This window comes from Burkholderia anthinoferrum (assembly GCF_002925705.1).
Classification (GTDB): Bacteria; Pseudomonadota; Gammaproteobacteria; order Burkholderiales; family Burkholderiaceae; genus Burkholderia; species Burkholderia semiarida.
In genome coordinates, this window is sequence record NZ_LFZP01000076.1 from 1 (window position 1) to 15,446 (window position 15,446).

Here is a 15,446-nt window from a genome sequence, read left to right on the forward strand (position 1 = left end):
CATGTGAGACGGCCGGACGAAAATTGCATCTACCTGCCCGCTTGCAGCGGTAAGCATCCCGGTGCCAACGACCAATCCCTCGTCGACGGCTACGTAAAAGTCGCGTTCGACAACGCTGGCCCATTTGTCGGTTGGTGAGCCGTCAACCCACGCCGACAGGGATGCTTTCGGATAATCTTTAGCGCACGCGGCAAGCACTGAAGTCTTTCGAATATCCCACGCATCGAGCACGTCGCCACTGGTGGCTTTGCGTATCGTCAGCATTGGGAGTTCCTCGGCGCGAGCGGCCGAGACCAGCCGTCGATAAGACTCAGACTCTGGAAAACAGATACTTTGTCGTGCATGCAACCACTCCTGTTTGAGCCAATATAAAACGGAGCGGTCGAAAAGATACGGCCCCGTCATGACTGGCGGGGCCGTTGAGGAAATCTATGTGCGATGTATGAACGTCACGATTCCCACGACTCGCCAGTGGCGGTCATGGTGCACATCATAAAATTGCGCGCGTCGTAGTTCATAAGGGGAGATTGCCGTTCTAGAGCGTAGCTGTCAATAGCGATCTCAAGATTGTCACCGGTTCAGGCAGCGACCACGAGCGGCTCCAATTGGCCGAATGCCGACGGCTACGAGCGTCGGCTTCCGGCCTAAAGCGGAAAACGGCGCCAACGAGTTCCGCCATCGCCAACAACTGGCCGGATGGCGAACTTTGAGCGATCTCATGTGGGCCACTGGTGACCTCGGGCTGGTCATCTCGTCACACCGCGTTTCTGCCGGTCACGTAACGACGAGTGTAGTCGCAGGAAAAGCACCGCCGAAGAGGGGCTTTTCCTGAAGGCGCGAACCTGAGTCGAACCGGCCTAAAGGGCTTTGCAGGCCGTCATAAAATCTTTCAAGTCAGAGACTTACATTAATTGACCACCCAATTCAACCTCCTCTGAGCTTCGATGCTCAACGGCGCTGCATTGGCGACATAGAGCACGTTCTACTTCAACCTCACTCAGCGCCTATTGGCGGTTGAGGTCATAGCTTGGACGCGCTCAACCACCGTCAACTGGGCCGCAGGCTTAGGTTGCGGGAACAATGTATAGAAACCCCGCGCGTGGCCCATGGCCATCATGACCCTGACCCAAGAAATAGTCCGGTTCAAAAGTAGAGAAATTCGGCATGATGTGTCCAAGCGGACACGAAGGCCATGCCATGAAGACGAGCAAGTTTACGGAAGAGCAGATCGCATTTGCACTGAAGCAAGCCGAGCTGGGTACGAAGGTCGAAGAGATCTGTCGCAAGCTCGGAATCAGCGAGGCGACTTTCTACAACTGGAAGAAGAAATTCGGAGGATTGGGGCCTTCTGAGTTGCGCCGCTTGCGCCAGCTCGAAGAGGAAAACGCGAAGTTGAAGCGGCTCGTGGCGGATCTGAGCCTAGACAAGGCCATGCTGCAGGACGTACTCGCAAAAAAGCTCTGAAGCCTTCCCGTCGGCGCATGTTGATCGATGAATTGCGTGATCGCTATCGAACGAGTCTGACGAAGACCTGCGCGTTGTTTGGCATGTCTCGCTCGCTGTATCGATATCAGTCAGTTGCGCGTGATTCATCGGCGCTGCTCATGCGTATCAAGGAAATCACAGCTACGCGCGTGCACTACGGGTATCGGCGCGTTCACGTGGTCCTGCGACGGGAAGGCTGGCGAGATAATTGCAAGCGCGTCTACAGGTTGTATCGTGCGGACGGCCTGTCACTGCGGCACAAGCGGCCGCGACGTAACAAATCGGCTCGGCTGCGACAGCCCAAGCACATCGTGACCGCGATCAACGAAATCTGGAGCATGGATTTCGTTGCAGACGCACTCTTCGACGGGAGACGCCTTCGGACGCTGACCGTTGTCGACAACTACACACGGGAATGCCTGGCCATCGAGGTCGGACAAAGTCTGAAGGGAGAGCATGTGGTCGAAGCGCTGACGCGTATCACCGCCATGCGCGGGCACCCTGCCACGATCAAGGTCGACAATGGTAGCGAATTCATCTCGAAGGCAATGGACCGGTGGGCGTATGAACATGGCGTTGAACTGGATTTCAGCCGGCCGGGCACGCCTACTGACAACGCCAAGGTCGAAAGCTTCAACGGGCGCTTTCGGCAGGAATGTCTGAACGCACATTGGTTCTTGTCATTGGCCGACGCGCAGAGCAAAATCGACGACTGGCGCACGTACTATAACGAGGTTCGTCCCCACTCCGCATTGCAGTGGATGACACCCGCCGAATTCGCCCGTCAGGCAAGGAAATCCACCTCGCCTGACAACTCAACCAAGCCGGAAATCTCCACTTCCGACCGGGACTGATTCTGGTTCAGGGTCATTTTAACCTCGGACTCGAACTGCAGTTCGGACTAAAACCGGGGGCAGGTCACCGCAGCCTCAATCAGGAATTGAGAACATCCTCGACTAATTGGCGCGACGCAAAAAGCTCTGCGTCTGTCCGTATGCCGAGCTTGCGAAACGCCGCCTGCTTTTGAGCACTGATCGTCTTGCGGCTACGCGAGAACTTTGACGCAATGTCCGAGACCGACATACCGGCGAGAAAGCAGCGCAGGACCTCATGCTCGCGCGGGGTGAGTCCTACCTTTCCGTATGAAGCCAAATCGATCGAGAGCTCGGCGCCCCCCGCCTCAGGCTCTATGTCTTTCGAGCGGGGATCGTGCGAACTGCTCGATTCTATTCGCGCGGCAAGATCGGCGCTGACATATGGTCGACCACTTGCGACGACGCGTATGGCGTGGGCCAGCTCGCCAAGTCCCTCCCTTTTGCCGAAGAAGCCGAGCGCGCCGGCGCGCATTGTCATCTTCACGGTAGCAGCCGTGTCGCTGCTCGAGGTCATCAGAATGCGGCAGCCGGGAAACCGCGTATTCACCAACTTGACGAGGTTAAGGCCGTCAATCTCGCCCGGACCGAGCGTGTAATCGAGCAATAGGACATCAGTGCGATTCATTTCGAGCCAGCGAATCAGATCGCGCGATTTCGCGAAACTCGCCACTACTTCGATGCCGGTCTTCTCGGTCAGAAAACTGGCGATCCCGTGCTGGACTACGGCGTGGTCGTCCAGGATCACGACGCGGATCGGTTGGTGTTTTGACCTCATTGCTAACCCTTTCTCTATTTCAGAACGGCTGTGACCGGATGCGTCGCCGATCGTCGTGGTGCGCGACGGCCGGCGCCATTCCCTATCGATATCAGTTCTTCGATTTTCCGGTTAGATTTTACCCTCGTAGGTTAACTCCCTCCCCATCATTTTCCTCTCGAAAATCCATGTGGCGTTGCGCTTCTGTCGCCTGCCCCCTATGATGTTAGGTTAAGTTTTCGGTGCCAGTCGCGCGGGCTAGGGCGCCCCGGCGCGGCCGACGCGGTGGCAATCCCGCCGACAATGGGAGGAGAGGACACCAGCATGGTAAGGTGGAAGGGTCGCGCCGTCCTGATCGGCATCGTGATCGGGCTACTCCCAGCGCCCGGACAGTCTGCCGACGCGCCGCAGTTTACCGCCGAAGAAAAGGCGTGGATCGCCGCGCATCCCGTGGTCCACGCGCGTGTCGACGCGAGGTGGCGCCCGTTCGAATTCCGGCAGAACGGCATGGTCGTCGGCGTGGTGCCGTCATATCTCGACGCGATCGCCCAAATCAGCGGCTTGCGGTTCGAGTACGTCGACGGCGTCACGTGGAGCGACACATGGCACGCATTGCGCGCCGGCCGGATCGACATCATTCCCGACATCGCCTGGCACACCGTGCCCGATCTGCCGGCCGACCGTGCGGCCAACGCCACGTCGGGGGCGGCCGCGCCCAGCGGCACCGCGCTGCCCGCCAGCGGGATCGTCACGACGCGCCCCTATTTCGTCGGCACGTTGATCGTCGTCGGGCCCGAGCACCAGAACCTATTCATCGACCTGTACGATCTCGCCGGCCGGCGTGTTGCGATCAAGGGCGGAGGCGCGCTGGAGGCCGCCCTGCGCCGCGGCAGCATCCCGCTGACGCTGCTTACCTTCGACGACGAGCGAGACGCGCTCGAAGCCGTCGCCGACGGCGACGCCGATCTCGCCATTGGCCCCGATATGTCGATCCTGCCACTGGTTCAACGACAATACCGCAACGAATTGTTCGTGTCGGGCGGCCTGGCGGAACACCCTTATGCGCTGGCGATCGCCACACGCGGCGACATGACCGTCCTTGCATCCATTCTCGACAAGTCGTTGGCGGTGATTCCCGCGCGCGACGCCGAAGCGATCGCTCATCGGTGGAACGAATCGGCCGACTACGGCAAACCGTCGCTGCGCTCGATCCTGTATTACCGGCGCTGGCAGGTCGCGGCGGCGGCCGCCGGGCTGCTGGCGCTCGCCGCAATCGCAATCGGGTCCTGGCGCTCACGTACCGCTGCGGTGCGCAGCGGACGCGACAAGGCGATGTTCTATGCATTCATCAGCCATGAAATTCGGACCCCGATGCATACGATTCTGTCGTCACTGGAACTGCTGCAGCGCTCGAAGCTGCCGCCGAAGCAGGCCGACCGCGCGGATGCCGCGATGGCCGCGTCGGAGTCTCTGCTGACGCTGCTCGACGACATGCTGGAATACGCGCGTCTCGAATCGCACAACGTGACGCTCGCGCCCGAGCCGACGCACGTCGTGCAGTGGATCCAGCGCAGCGCGGACATGGTGCGCTGGCGCGTCGACGAGAAGGGTCTGAGCCTCACGCTCGAACTCGCGTGCCCGCCCTGCCTGTGCGTGCTGATCGACCCGGTGCGAACTCGGCAGATCGTGCTGAACCTACTCGTCAATGCGATCAAGTTCACGTCGGCCGGTTCGGTGACGCTGCGAGTCGACTATCTCGAAAGCAAGCGCGATCGCGCCGGTTCGCTCATGCTGGAAGTCCGCGATACCGGCGTCGGCATTGCGCCGGAATACCAGCGCCGCATTTTCGAGCCGTATCAGCGCGTCGAGCGCGCCGGCAATCCGCGCGTGGGGGGCAGCGGCCTGGGCTTATCGATCTGCCGAGGCCTCGTGGACCTAATGAAAGGCGTCGTCACCATCAGTAGCAGCCCCGACAAGGGCACGATCTTCACCGTGATCCTGCCGGCACGTCGCATCGCGCACGCGCTGCCGCCCACGCTGACGGACATGCGCGCCGCGCAGGCCGAAGCCGCGCCGCCAGAGCCCGCGCACGCGGCGCCGGACGCCGGCCGGTCGCCCCCGGTAGACGGCGGACCGTTGATCCTGGTGGTCGACGATCATGAAGCGGTGCAGCACGCGATCCGGCATCAGCTCGACGCGCTCGCATGCCGCTCGGTCGTCGCCGGCACCGGCGCACGGGCTCTCGCGCAATTCGCGCGCATGGCGTTCGACATGGTGCTGCTCGACTGCGACCTGCCCGACATCGACGGCTACACGGTGGTGCAGCGCATGCGCGACGAAGAGCGACAGCGGCAACGCGCGCGCACGCCGATCATCGCGATCTCGGCCTCCACCGGCGACGCGCATCGCGAACGCTGCTTCGACAGCGGTATGGACGGCGTGCTCGGCAAGCCGCTGCGGCTCGACGTGCTGCGCGAGATGATCGACCTGTGGTGCCCGGCCAGCGCGCCCGAAGCGGTGGTTTCGCCAATCGCGCAGCTACGAGCGGCGAAGCCAGATTTCCGCGCAATCTACCGGCAAAGCGTCGACGCGGATCTGGCGGCGCTCGACGACGCGCTCGCGAACGGCGACGTCGAGCGCGCACGCCACGCGTCACACCGCATCAAGGGGGCGGCGGCCGTTGCCGGCCACGTGGCGACGAGCGAACTGGCCGCCGAACTGGAACGCCGGCTGCAGTTCATGACAGACGGCATGCCGTTGGCGATTCGCACGCTGGGCAACGCACTGTTGCGCGCGCATCGTGCCGACATCGCGGGGCCCGCCGCGGGAACGAACGACGCAGGCGACTCCGACACATGAGCCCCCCGCGCAGACTCGACGCAGCCAACGCGGCGCGCCACGATCCTACCGCAGCGCAGCGCGGTCAGACGCGTCGCCGTCGAGCGGGCACCACGTGCCGATCGTCTTGCGCAGCGTCTCCAGGCGCAACGGCTTGCCGAGCACGCCGTCCATTCCGCTCTCCAGGCACCGCACCTTGTGCGCATCGCCCGACCCCGCCGAAATCGCGATGATCGGCACGTGCCCGGTCTTTCGTGCAGCTTCTTCCTGACGGATCATGCGCGCGAGCGCATAGCCGTCGATGTCGGGCAGGTTGCAGTCGAGCAACACCATGTCGATGCGGCCGTGCGCGATGTGCCACAACGCGTCTTCGCCCGTGCCGGCCACAATGCCGACACAGCCGAGCGCATCGCATTGATCCCGCAACGCGGCGCGCACCGTCTCGTGATCGTCGACGATCAACACGCGTTGGGTGGCCCGCTGCAACGGCACAGCTATCGCAACGCTCGTCGCATCGGTTGAAGCCGGCGCCGGGCGCGACGGTAGTGGCGGCGTTGCTTCCACCACCATCACCGGCAATTGCACGGTGAAGACAGTCTCGACGTGCGGCGTACTGTCGACCGCGATCGAGCCGCGCATCAGTTCCACTAGCTCACGGCTGATCGCGAGGCCGAGTCCGCAGCCGCCGATGCCCGGTTGCGGCGCGCGATCAGCCTGCCAGTATGGTTCGAAGACATGGATGATGCGATCGGACGCGATGCCAATGCCGGTGTCGCGCACGTCGAGGCACAACGTACCGTTGTGCCCGTGGCGTGCCGCCAGATAGCGGACGCGCAGCGTAACGGCCCCGTTCGCCGTGAAATTGATCGCGTTGACGAGCAGGTTTAACGCGATTTGGCGCACGCGAACGGGATCGATCGACACGTGCAACGACGGCGGCCCCGACACGTCGAGCGTCAACGTCAGCCCCTTTCGATCTGCACGCCAGCGCACCATGTCGACGGTTTGACGGGCCCACGCCTCGAGATCGACCGTCTGCGGCGACAGCGTGACCTTTCGCGACTCGAGGCGCGAGTAGTCAAGGATATCGTCGAGCAGCGTCAGCAGGGTTCCGGAAGCCGCTACGGCCGCATCCACCCGGCCGGCCTGCTGCACGGAAAGCTGCGAACGCTGCAGGAATTCGAGCGAAGACAAGACCGTCTGCATCGGCGTGCGGATCTCGTGACTGACGAAAGCCAGGAACATCGCCTTGTCGCGCTTGCTGCGGATGGCCGCCGCACGAGATTTCCACATCAGGTAAGCGAGCACCGCAAACGTCAACAAGGTCAAGACGATCGCCAGAACCACCGGGGCGCGATAATGCACGATCGAGCGGATCGTTGGCTTGCCGTAGTCGCCCAGCTCGATCGACTCCCGCGTGATCCCGGCCGTCTCGCTGACCGGAATTGCCGCGAGCGACTTGTCGATGATCGATGCAAGGATCGGCAGATCGGCGCGCGTGAGCATTGCGAGCGACACCGGGCGGTCGGCCAGCATACCGGACATGTAGAGTTGGCCGGTGAATTTGCGCCGCATGATCGGCAGGATCGTGACGTCGACGCCGAGCGCGGCGTCGGCATCGCCGTTGGCGACAGCGGCAAGCGCGAGCTCTTCGGTGTCGAACGTCCGCACGTCGAGTGGCACGCCGCTATGACCGACGAAGTACTCGACCGCACCGTGCCCCTTGATCGCGACGCGCCGGCCCTTCAACCGTTGCAGCGTGAAAATCATCGCTGAGTCATTGCGGGTCACGACGGTCAGCCGGCCGACCAGGTACGGTGCGCTGACGAGGGCGCCGGGGCCGATCCGTTCTGGCACCAGTTCGCGCCAGACGCCAGGGAGCAAATCGACCTTGCCGGCCGCGAGCGCATCGTACGCGTGCCCCCACTCGGTACCGGACACTGTCTCGAACACCAGACCGGTCATTTTTGAGATTGCGCCGAGGTAGCCCGCGACGAGCCCTGCGTGCCGGCCGTTGCGCAAGTATTCGATTGGATGCCAATGCGCCTCGACTGCGATATGCACGACCGGATGATCGCCGATCCAGCGAAGCTCCTCGTCGGTGAAGATCGGCTTCCAGCAGACGTTGGCGGCGCTCGCACCGGCGGAGACCGTCAACAGCAGCAGCGCCGTCAACAGGTGGCGAAGCATGCGCCCGACCGGGCCATGCGCGGAAAACCTTGCGTTCATAGTTGGTTCGCTTGCGATGGCGCGTTGGATACCCGTGTCGCTGGCATCCAACGCGCTAGAGGCTGACGGACGATGGCGTGAACGTAATCGTCAGCTTGCTGCTGTATGTGCCCGGACGCTTCCAGACCGACTGGAATTCGGGCGTCTCGAGAGTCAATGGCGTCGGCGTGCAGACGACCGGCACCGAAATGCCCGGCAGCGTGACCGAGCGACCCGCGCTGTTGTTCACGCCCTGAAGCCGCACCGTTTCGTTGTTCGGCAGCGCGATCTTCTTGCCTGCGTACGTCAGGCTCACGGTGTAGTCGACGCGCGATTCGTAGGCGCCGCTCTTGTCCGAGGCGAGCAGGACGGAATACTGGCCGTTGTCGCGGCGGTCGATCGTGAGACCGTCGCTCGCCGATACGTCGAACCATGTGCTCTGCGAGTTATAGCCGTCGTACAGGCACATGTCGACGTTCGACGTCCCCGACATCCGGCTGCCGTTCGGCAGCTTGCGCAGCTTAAGATCGACAATGGGCGTCGCGCTGGCGAACTCCGGCAGATAGACCTGGATGTTGTTCTTGTCGCTGGTGTTCAGCGTGATCGCCGCCCTGAAGATGCCGACCGTCGAATCCGGATCCCACATTTTCAGGTTCAACTGCAGGCTCCCCTTCCACGTTCCGCCGGACGGAAGTTTCTTCAGTTCATCGGCGGGAATCGTGACATAGAGCGCGCGCCCGTCCCAAACTGTATTATTAGTGCAACCGGGGACGCCAGCGCTCACCGCCTGTTCAATCGGGTGTCGGATGGTCGAGAAGACTAGAGGAATGGCATTACCGCTGCAATCTTGGCTGAGCACGTACGTTTTTGAGCCTTTGAGGTTCAGCACAGCCGTCGCCCCGGTCTTTTCTTCCTTGAACAAAAGCTTGATGACGGTCGAGTCGCCCCCCACGGCCCATACGGTTTGGGTCGGGCACGCGCCGCTCGCCGGATCGGTTGACGATTGGCAAGTCCAGGAATTTCGCCCCCACTTGGCCGGATCGCTCGAATCATATCCGCCCAATGCGCCGTCGAAGATCACGACGTCGCCCAGCGGCGCACCGCGATCCCGCGTGGCCTGTACCGTATCGTTACGATCCGCGGGCGCTTGCATGACCGCCAATGCATCGACCGACAGTACGCCCAGCATGACCGTCAGGACGATCGCCCGACGGCTAATTCGATTGATATATAGCATTTGAATAGCTGTTCCTTATGGTTTCGGAGTCGCGGGCGGCAACGCACATCGCCTTCCGGCGCACGTCCTGTACCTCACTGCGACGAGTCGGCCATGGCCGGTGCCCGCTCCCGCATCGACATCACATATCGATGCTCCAGCAGCTTGCGCACGTGGGCCTGCTTGCGCAGCGACTCCGGTAATGCGTCCGGCCCCGCCACTTCGCAGCGCACCTTGCCCACCATCATCAGCACGTCCTGCTGGCTCTCCACATGCAGCGGGCAACGCAGCAGCGTCGGTCCATCCACGACAAACAATTCGCTTTCCTTATGATCAAGTTCGGCGATGAAGCCGCCCTGGCTGTCGATCAACGGCATCGCACCGTTTAGAATCACGCTGTCCGACAGCGGCATACCACCCTTCGAGAATGCCTGGCCGACATAGGTGTACGTCACCTTCGCGTCGACATCGCGCAGCGCGAGTTGCCCCGGCACCATGAACAACGTGCGCTTGCCGAGCCCCTCGGACACGCTCGTCGCCCCTGCGGACGCCTGCGCGCCTGCGTCGTTCACTTCGGTCGTCACGGGCGTGAAGGCAGACACCGGCAACAGTGCGCGCTGGCCGAAGCCGACCTTGATTCGCGCGCTCGAATCGCTATGCACCTCGGCCGCCATGCCGCTCGCATCGTCGTGCTTGCCGACCCGCACGGCGAAGCCCGCGAGCGGATCCGACTGCGACGCGGACGCGCCGAGGAACACACCCTGGCGCGCCACCGCGAACGACGACGAGTAGCTCGCCGTCACCGATGGATTGTTGCCACCGCTGTCGCGGCTGTAGCTGTTCGCGACCGACCCGGCGACGTCGCCGTAGCGCCCCTTCCAGCGGCCCTGCACGGTACCCGTCAGGCTGTCGGTTCCATATCCCGACAGGCCAAGCGCGAGTTCCCGGTAGGTGTCGCCCTGCCAGTTCCAGTTGCGGTCGAGCGTGTAGTTCGTCGTCGTACTGTTGCGATCCGTGCGCACGTCGACGCCCGCCGATGTGTAAGCGGACGCGCTCCCGGGTCGCATCGCGGGCTCCGCCATCGACAGCGTCACGCCGACATAGCCGCCGTACTCGCTGCGAGCACCGGTGTTGCGGTTCGCGTACGCGCCGATGCGCAGGTTCGCGCTGATCTTACGCCACGTGACGGATCGCGACAGCGATGCCTGCAGCGCGCGCGACACCTCGTCTCCCTGACTGAACACGGGCGTTGCCCATGGACGGTCCGGCGTGTCCGACTGCCAGTCCCGCGACCGCCCGACGCTCTTGTTGTACGAGTAGCCGAGCATTGCCGACCAGCTTCCGAGCGGAAACGACACGGTCGCGTTCAGCATGTCATAACAGCCGATGTCGCGATACGACACGACCGCGCCATTGCACGCCGCGCCGCGCATCTGGTAGCGGTACACGCTCCACGACACGCCGTCGGCGAACGAAATCTGCTGCGTGTTGCCGCGCGAACCGTCGTTGCCGACGAAGAACGAACCGCCGGCGGAGAGCACGCCCAGCGGAAACGCATGGCGCCACTCCAGGGCCGTTTCGTTGTACACGTGCTGGCCGACAGTCGCGATGCCGCTCGTCAGCGCCATTTCCCGCAACAGCGGAATCCGCACACCGGCTGCCGCGGCCATGCCGTCGGGTGCATCCCGGTCGGACGGTCGGCCTGCCTGCGCGAACCATTGCACGGTGCGCGAATTGATGCCGCCACCGGTCTTCGTGAACGGCGTCGTCTGCGTGCGCACCTGCACGCCGTTCTCGAACACGCGCAGCGTCAGCGGATAGGTGCCTTCCGGAAAGCGCGACGTATCGAGTGCATTGACGCCGGCCTTCATGTAGATCGTGCCCAGCAGCTCCTGCCCGCGATACGCATCGATACGCGAATCGCGCGGCAACAGCAGCGTGACCGGCGTGCCTTGCTGCGCGACTTCAGGATTCACATAGGCGAGCGTCGTGCCAACGCGCACGCCGTCGAGCGTGCCGACCGGCAACATCGTGAACCCAAAGTTGCCGCCGAGCGCGCTCGCGAGGTTGCGATTGTCCATCCGACCGGCTTGCGCGTAGTGCTCGGTGCCGATATCGTGGCGGTAGTAGAGATCCTGAAGCTGGACGCGGCTGTCCGATCGCCCCGAATAGCCTGTATGGGTAAAGTTCCAGTTCCCGCCGATGAAACTCTTCCGCGTGATGCCGAGCGCACCCGTGCCGGACACGGACAAGCTTTCGTAGCCGCGCCCGCCCGACAGGTTGATCGTCTGCTGATGGATGAGGGCGTTTTCCGTCAGCGGCGACGGCTCGCGAAACCGCTGGTCGCGCTGTTCGGTGCTCACCCAGTCGCGCGCCAGGAACAACTCGATGTTCCCTTCGCCTTCGTCGTAGATCACGGCCGCGCTGTCGGTATCGACATACCCGCAGCCGTTCACGCCGGCCTGGCCCGCGCAGGCAAGGTTGCCGTTGCGCGCCATCGACTTCGACAGCGCATCGCCTATCGTCGACATGTCCGCCGTCGGGTTCACCTGCGAGCCGAGCGCCTGCAAGATGCGCGCGGGATCTTCGAAACGCACCGTGTCCGGTGTCACGAACACGCGAAACAGGCCTAGCTGCTTGCCGAGAAAACTGACGTTGATGCGTTCGTCATGTCCCGTCATGATGTCCTCGAATCCCGGCGGCACGGCCGAAGCGGCCTGTGCGACGGACGCGATGTCCACCACACACAGAGCGCTCAGGCATGCGACAACGGTCTTCTTGAGGTCGAATGGAATCATGAGGGAATAGGGATGACTTCCGAAGGACTACTATCAAAAAACAGGGCGCGCCGGTCAGGCGCGCCCGTCGATACAACGGAAGGGCTTAGCTACCCGACGCCGCGCTCTGCGTGAGGATCACGCTGACCAGGCCCTGATAGCTGCCGGACGCCGTGACGGCAGCGACAGTTTTCTGGCCGATCGACAGCGGCAGCACGTTTGAGCCCTGTGCCAGTTCGCCGGGGAAGAGTTCCGCGGCCTTCAGGGTCGCCGACGTCGTGCTCAACTCAGTGTCGCCCAGTTTGACAGTCAGCGGAATTTCCGCCGCACCCGGGCTCGTCTGGTTCTTCAGCGACGGAGCGGTCGCGAGACGGATCTGCAGATCCTTCGCCTTGTCGTTCGTGAAGATCTTCGTATTCACTACAGCGGCCTGAAGACCCGCTCCCGGCAGATATTGCATCTGCATCGTCGTCGGCAGCGCGGAGCCGTCTGCCGACAGCATTTCGAGCGTCGTGTCGACGTTGGCGGTCACCGTGATGTCCTTCTGGACGGCGTGGGCCGACATCGACATCAGCGCCGCCGCAGCGATCGGAACGTATTTCAGCATGGGTTAGTCCTTTTGACTGGTTGAAACAATGGTATGACCCGTCCGGGTCTCGTTATTCGCGCTCGGCGCGTTCATCGCGTCGACGGAATGCGTGCGCACAACCTTCTGCTGTACATCCGTCACCCCCCCCACTCGATATCGGATTCGCACATAAGGTGCGGAATGCATCCCCTCCAGCCTAAACTGCTGATCCGGGTAGACACTGCGGTCGAATTTCGTCCACCGGCAAGCAGCATCGCCCTCCTCGGACTCGCATGCACCGGCTTCGAGCAGACCGATGCGCACGTTCCCGGTATTCGTCAGCTTGCCATTCGACACGTCGAAATCTGGCACGGGCGTCTTCGGCAACACACGGATGAGCGGTGCCCAGACGAGGCTGAAGTCGACCTTACCGGACACAATCCCCTTCACCGCGAAGTCGTCGTCGGACGCCACCACCGGCTGCAGGTAGACGCGATACAGCACCTCCTTCTGCGGTACGCCCAGCGGGATTACCCGCACAAGCCGCGTCCCGCCCGCCGGCAACGCGAACTTGGCCGGCGAGATCACGATCGCGTCGTCGCCAGAGTTCATGCTGCTGTCCTCGCGCTCGTGATCCGTCGCCGGATCGATCACGCGCTTCACGATCGCCTTCACATATTGCGTCGCATCGGATTTCGAATAGATACGCAGCTCCGCAGCCGAGCCGTTGCCAGCCCCGATCGACGCCGCCATTGGATAGACCAGCATGTTCGCGTTGGCGACCGATGCGGCGAGCGACATTGAGGCAGCGGCCAGCGATTTCGTATATTTACGATTTTTCCAGTTACTAATGATTTTCATGCCTTATTTACCTGGAGTTCATCTCATGCGTTCATAAGCATTCGTGTATCGCTCGAATTCGGCTCGATGCGAATTCCAAACGGTTTTCGGCTTGCGTGAAACAGGCTCAAATAATCATGTCCGCCTTCGTTGGCGAGCGCTGGCGCCTCAAAAGCGAGCGATCGCAACGCATTTCTCTGTTTTAATTTCAACTGCTCCTTGGCGGGCAGGAGTACGAGATCCGTCCAAAACTCGACAGCGGACTACACCAGCAGATCAAGCATCATTCGCAGCTTGGCATCAACAGCAGCAATAGTCGTCATTATCCGTAACCCATAGCCGGTCGGATATAAGAATGGTCGTAAATTTGGCCGACTTGCACAAAATCGTCGGCGACGTCTGTTCGGCAAGGCGTCGTCTTTCCGAGACTAACGAGGGGCAGTTCGTCTACGCGCCCGTGTAGGGGATGGACGTTGCCACGTTCGGCGCGACCAGCAGTTCCGGTCAACGAAGTACGGTAAGCCGTCAATAAACGACGCCCTACCAATGGGCGGCAGAAGGTCTGATGCTAAGTGTCCGCGTGGACACATGCACTCAGACCGTGATGATAGAAAAACAGGACCTTCGAAGCAGACTGGTGGTTGGCCGTCGACGGGATGGTCGGCGGGAATTTGATGAAGAGGCGGTGCGGGAGCTGGTCGAGTTTTGCCTGAAGCCGGGGGTATCGATCGCCCGAGTGGCCATGGACCATGATGTCAATCCGAACCGGTTGCGTCGCTGGATCTCGCGTCATCAGCAGCATACGCTGCAAACACCACCGAGACCGGACCCGCTGGTGATAGACCGCGTATCGATCGACATCCCGGGTTCGGCATGTCGTGTTCCGATGAGTGAAGCGCAGGCATTTGTCCCTGTCGTCACGGCGCCATCGCCATCGACAGTGGCAGCCGTTTCCCCTGTACTGCCACCGGACACGTCGTTGATGGCGCTCTCGTTACATGTGCGCCTGTCGAATGGTGTCGAATTTGATCTTGGCGAGGCGAGTGTCGATGAGCTGGCCACGGTGATCCAGATGCTCGGGAGGCTGCCGTGTTCCGGTTCGACGAAGAACTGAAGGTTTATCTGCATCGGGATCCAGTCGACTTCCGCATGGGCATCAACGGATTGTCGATCCTGGTCGAACAGGCGATGCGCCTGGACCCGATGACCTCGGCGCTGTTCGTGTTCGGCAACCGAAGACGCGATCGCATCAAGATCCTCGGTTGGGGCGGCAACGGCTTCTGGTTGCTGCTCAAGCGACTCGAAGCCGACCGCTTCGTCTGGCCGAACGGAGGCGACACGATCACCCTCAGCGCTGAGCAGTTGCATTGGCTGCTCGACGGAATCGACCTGGCCGTGATCCAGAAGCATCCCCAGCGATATTACGCGCGGATGAGCTGAACACCACGCAGGTGACATGGTCTAATCGGCCATGCCGAACAGCCCCGTCATGCCGAGTGTTGAGGAATACCAGGAACTGCTCGCCGAACGCGATGCGTTGCGCGGCGAGCTTCGGCTCGTGACGGCTCAGCGCGATCTGGCCGAAGAGAAGCTGCGGGCCTACAAGCACGAACTGTTCGGCGCATCGAGCGAAGCGCGCCATGCCGACCAGCTCGGCCTGTTCAACGAAGCCGAGGCGCTGGCGACGACTACCGACGCGCCCGCTCGCGAGGATATGCCTGGCACATCGGTCGCCGCCCACACGCGAGGCAAGCGCGGGCGCAAACCACTCGATCCTAACCTGCCGCGCGAGGTCGTGCGGCACGAGTTGCCCGAGTCCGAGCGGTTCTGCGCGCATGATGGCCATGCTCTCGTCGAGATCGGCGTGGAAACGAGCGAACAGCTC

Annotated in this window: 11 protein-coding genes and 1 pseudogene; 5 read left to right on the top strand and 7 right to left on the bottom strand. The window is 62.3% G+C overall.

The genetic code is table 11. The annotated features are described in order from the left end of the window. Positions 1-264 (bottom strand): annotated as a pseudogene (locus tag C5F75_RS35690) (GNAT family N-acetyltransferase); the annotation flags it as partial. Positions 265-1,197: 933 nt separating this feature from the next. Here C5F75_RS35690 and C5F75_RS35695 point away from each other — a divergent pair. Further along, positions 1,198-2,339 (top strand): IS3 family transposase gene (locus C5F75_RS35695; RefSeq protein WP_407641375.1). Its coding sequence is split into 2 segments (ribosomal slippage): positions 1,198-1,450 and positions 1,450-2,339, totalling 1,143 coding nucleotides; the frame shifts between segments, so codons are not numbered across the junction. A gap of 79 nt (positions 2,340-2,418) precedes the next feature. Here C5F75_RS35695 and C5F75_RS35700 read toward each other — a convergent pair. Then, complete coding sequence (locus C5F75_RS35700; protein ID WP_104013515.1) at positions 2,419-3,135, bottom strand: response regulator; 717 nt, start codon at positions 3,133-3,135, stop codon at positions 2,419-2,421. A 303-nt stretch (positions 3,136-3,438) separates the two neighbouring features. Here C5F75_RS35700 and C5F75_RS35705 point away from each other — a divergent pair, with 303 nt between their 5' ends. Beyond that, positions 3,439-5,973: an ATP-binding protein gene (locus tag C5F75_RS35705; RefSeq protein WP_104013516.1), complete on the top strand. Its 2,535-nt coding sequence runs from the start codon at positions 3,439-3,441 to the stop codon at positions 5,971-5,973. A 45-nt stretch (positions 5,974-6,018) separates the two neighbouring features. Here C5F75_RS35705 and C5F75_RS35710 read toward each other — a convergent pair whose 3' ends face one another. The 5 genes from C5F75_RS35710 to C5F75_RS35730 form a co-directional block, all read right to left on the bottom strand. After that, a complete protein-coding gene (locus C5F75_RS35710) occupies positions 6,019-8,181 on the bottom strand; it encodes an ATP-binding protein (protein WP_104013517.1) in 2,163 nt (720 codons plus the stop codon). Between the two features lie 55 nt (positions 8,182-8,236). Beyond that, positions 8,237-9,397 carry a CfaE/CblD family pilus tip adhesin gene (locus C5F75_RS35715; protein ID WP_104013518.1) on the bottom strand — a complete coding sequence of 387 codons (1,161 nt, stop codon included), beginning with the start codon at positions 9,395-9,397 and terminating at the stop codon, positions 8,237-8,239. Positions 9,398-9,471: 74 nt separating this feature from the next. Further along, the gene (gene cblC / locus C5F75_RS35720) at positions 9,472-12,174 is read right to left on the bottom strand and encodes a cable pilus usher protein CblC (protein ID WP_104013519.1); all 2,703 of its coding nucleotides are present in this window, start codon (positions 12,172-12,174) and stop codon (positions 9,472-9,474) included. Between the two features lie 85 nt (positions 12,175-12,259). Continuing rightward, a complete protein-coding gene (gene cblA, locus C5F75_RS35725; RefSeq protein WP_104013520.1) occupies positions 12,260-12,760 on the bottom strand; it encodes a cable pilus major pilin CblA in 501 nt (166 codons plus the stop codon). 3 nt (positions 12,761-12,763) lie between these two features. Beyond that, positions 12,764-13,582, bottom strand: a complete 819-nt coding sequence (locus C5F75_RS35730; protein ID WP_104013521.1) for a fimbrial protein TcfA — start codon at positions 13,580-13,582, stop codon at positions 12,764-12,766. A 544-nt stretch (positions 13,583-14,126) separates the two neighbouring features. On the opposite strand from C5F75_RS35730, the gene C5F75_RS35735 reads away from it, so the two are divergent. From C5F75_RS35735 to C5F75_RS35745, 3 genes are all read left to right on the top strand, one after another. Continuing rightward, a complete protein-coding gene (locus tag C5F75_RS35735; RefSeq protein WP_104013522.1) occupies positions 14,127-14,675 on the top strand; it encodes a transposase in 549 nt (182 codons plus the stop codon). Continuing rightward, positions 14,651-15,001, top strand: coding sequence for an IS66 family insertion sequence element accessory protein TnpB (gene tnpB / locus C5F75_RS35740; protein ID WP_146075243.1), 351 nt, complete (start codon positions 14,651-14,653; stop codon positions 14,999-15,001). Before C5F75_RS35735 ends, tnpB begins: the two co-directional genes overlap by 25 nt. A gap of 31 nt (positions 15,002-15,032) precedes the next feature. Beyond that, positions 15,033-15,446, top strand: a 414-nt coding sequence (locus tag C5F75_RS35745; protein WP_456151275.1) for an IS66 family transposase, incomplete at its 3' end; no start/stop codon positions are given.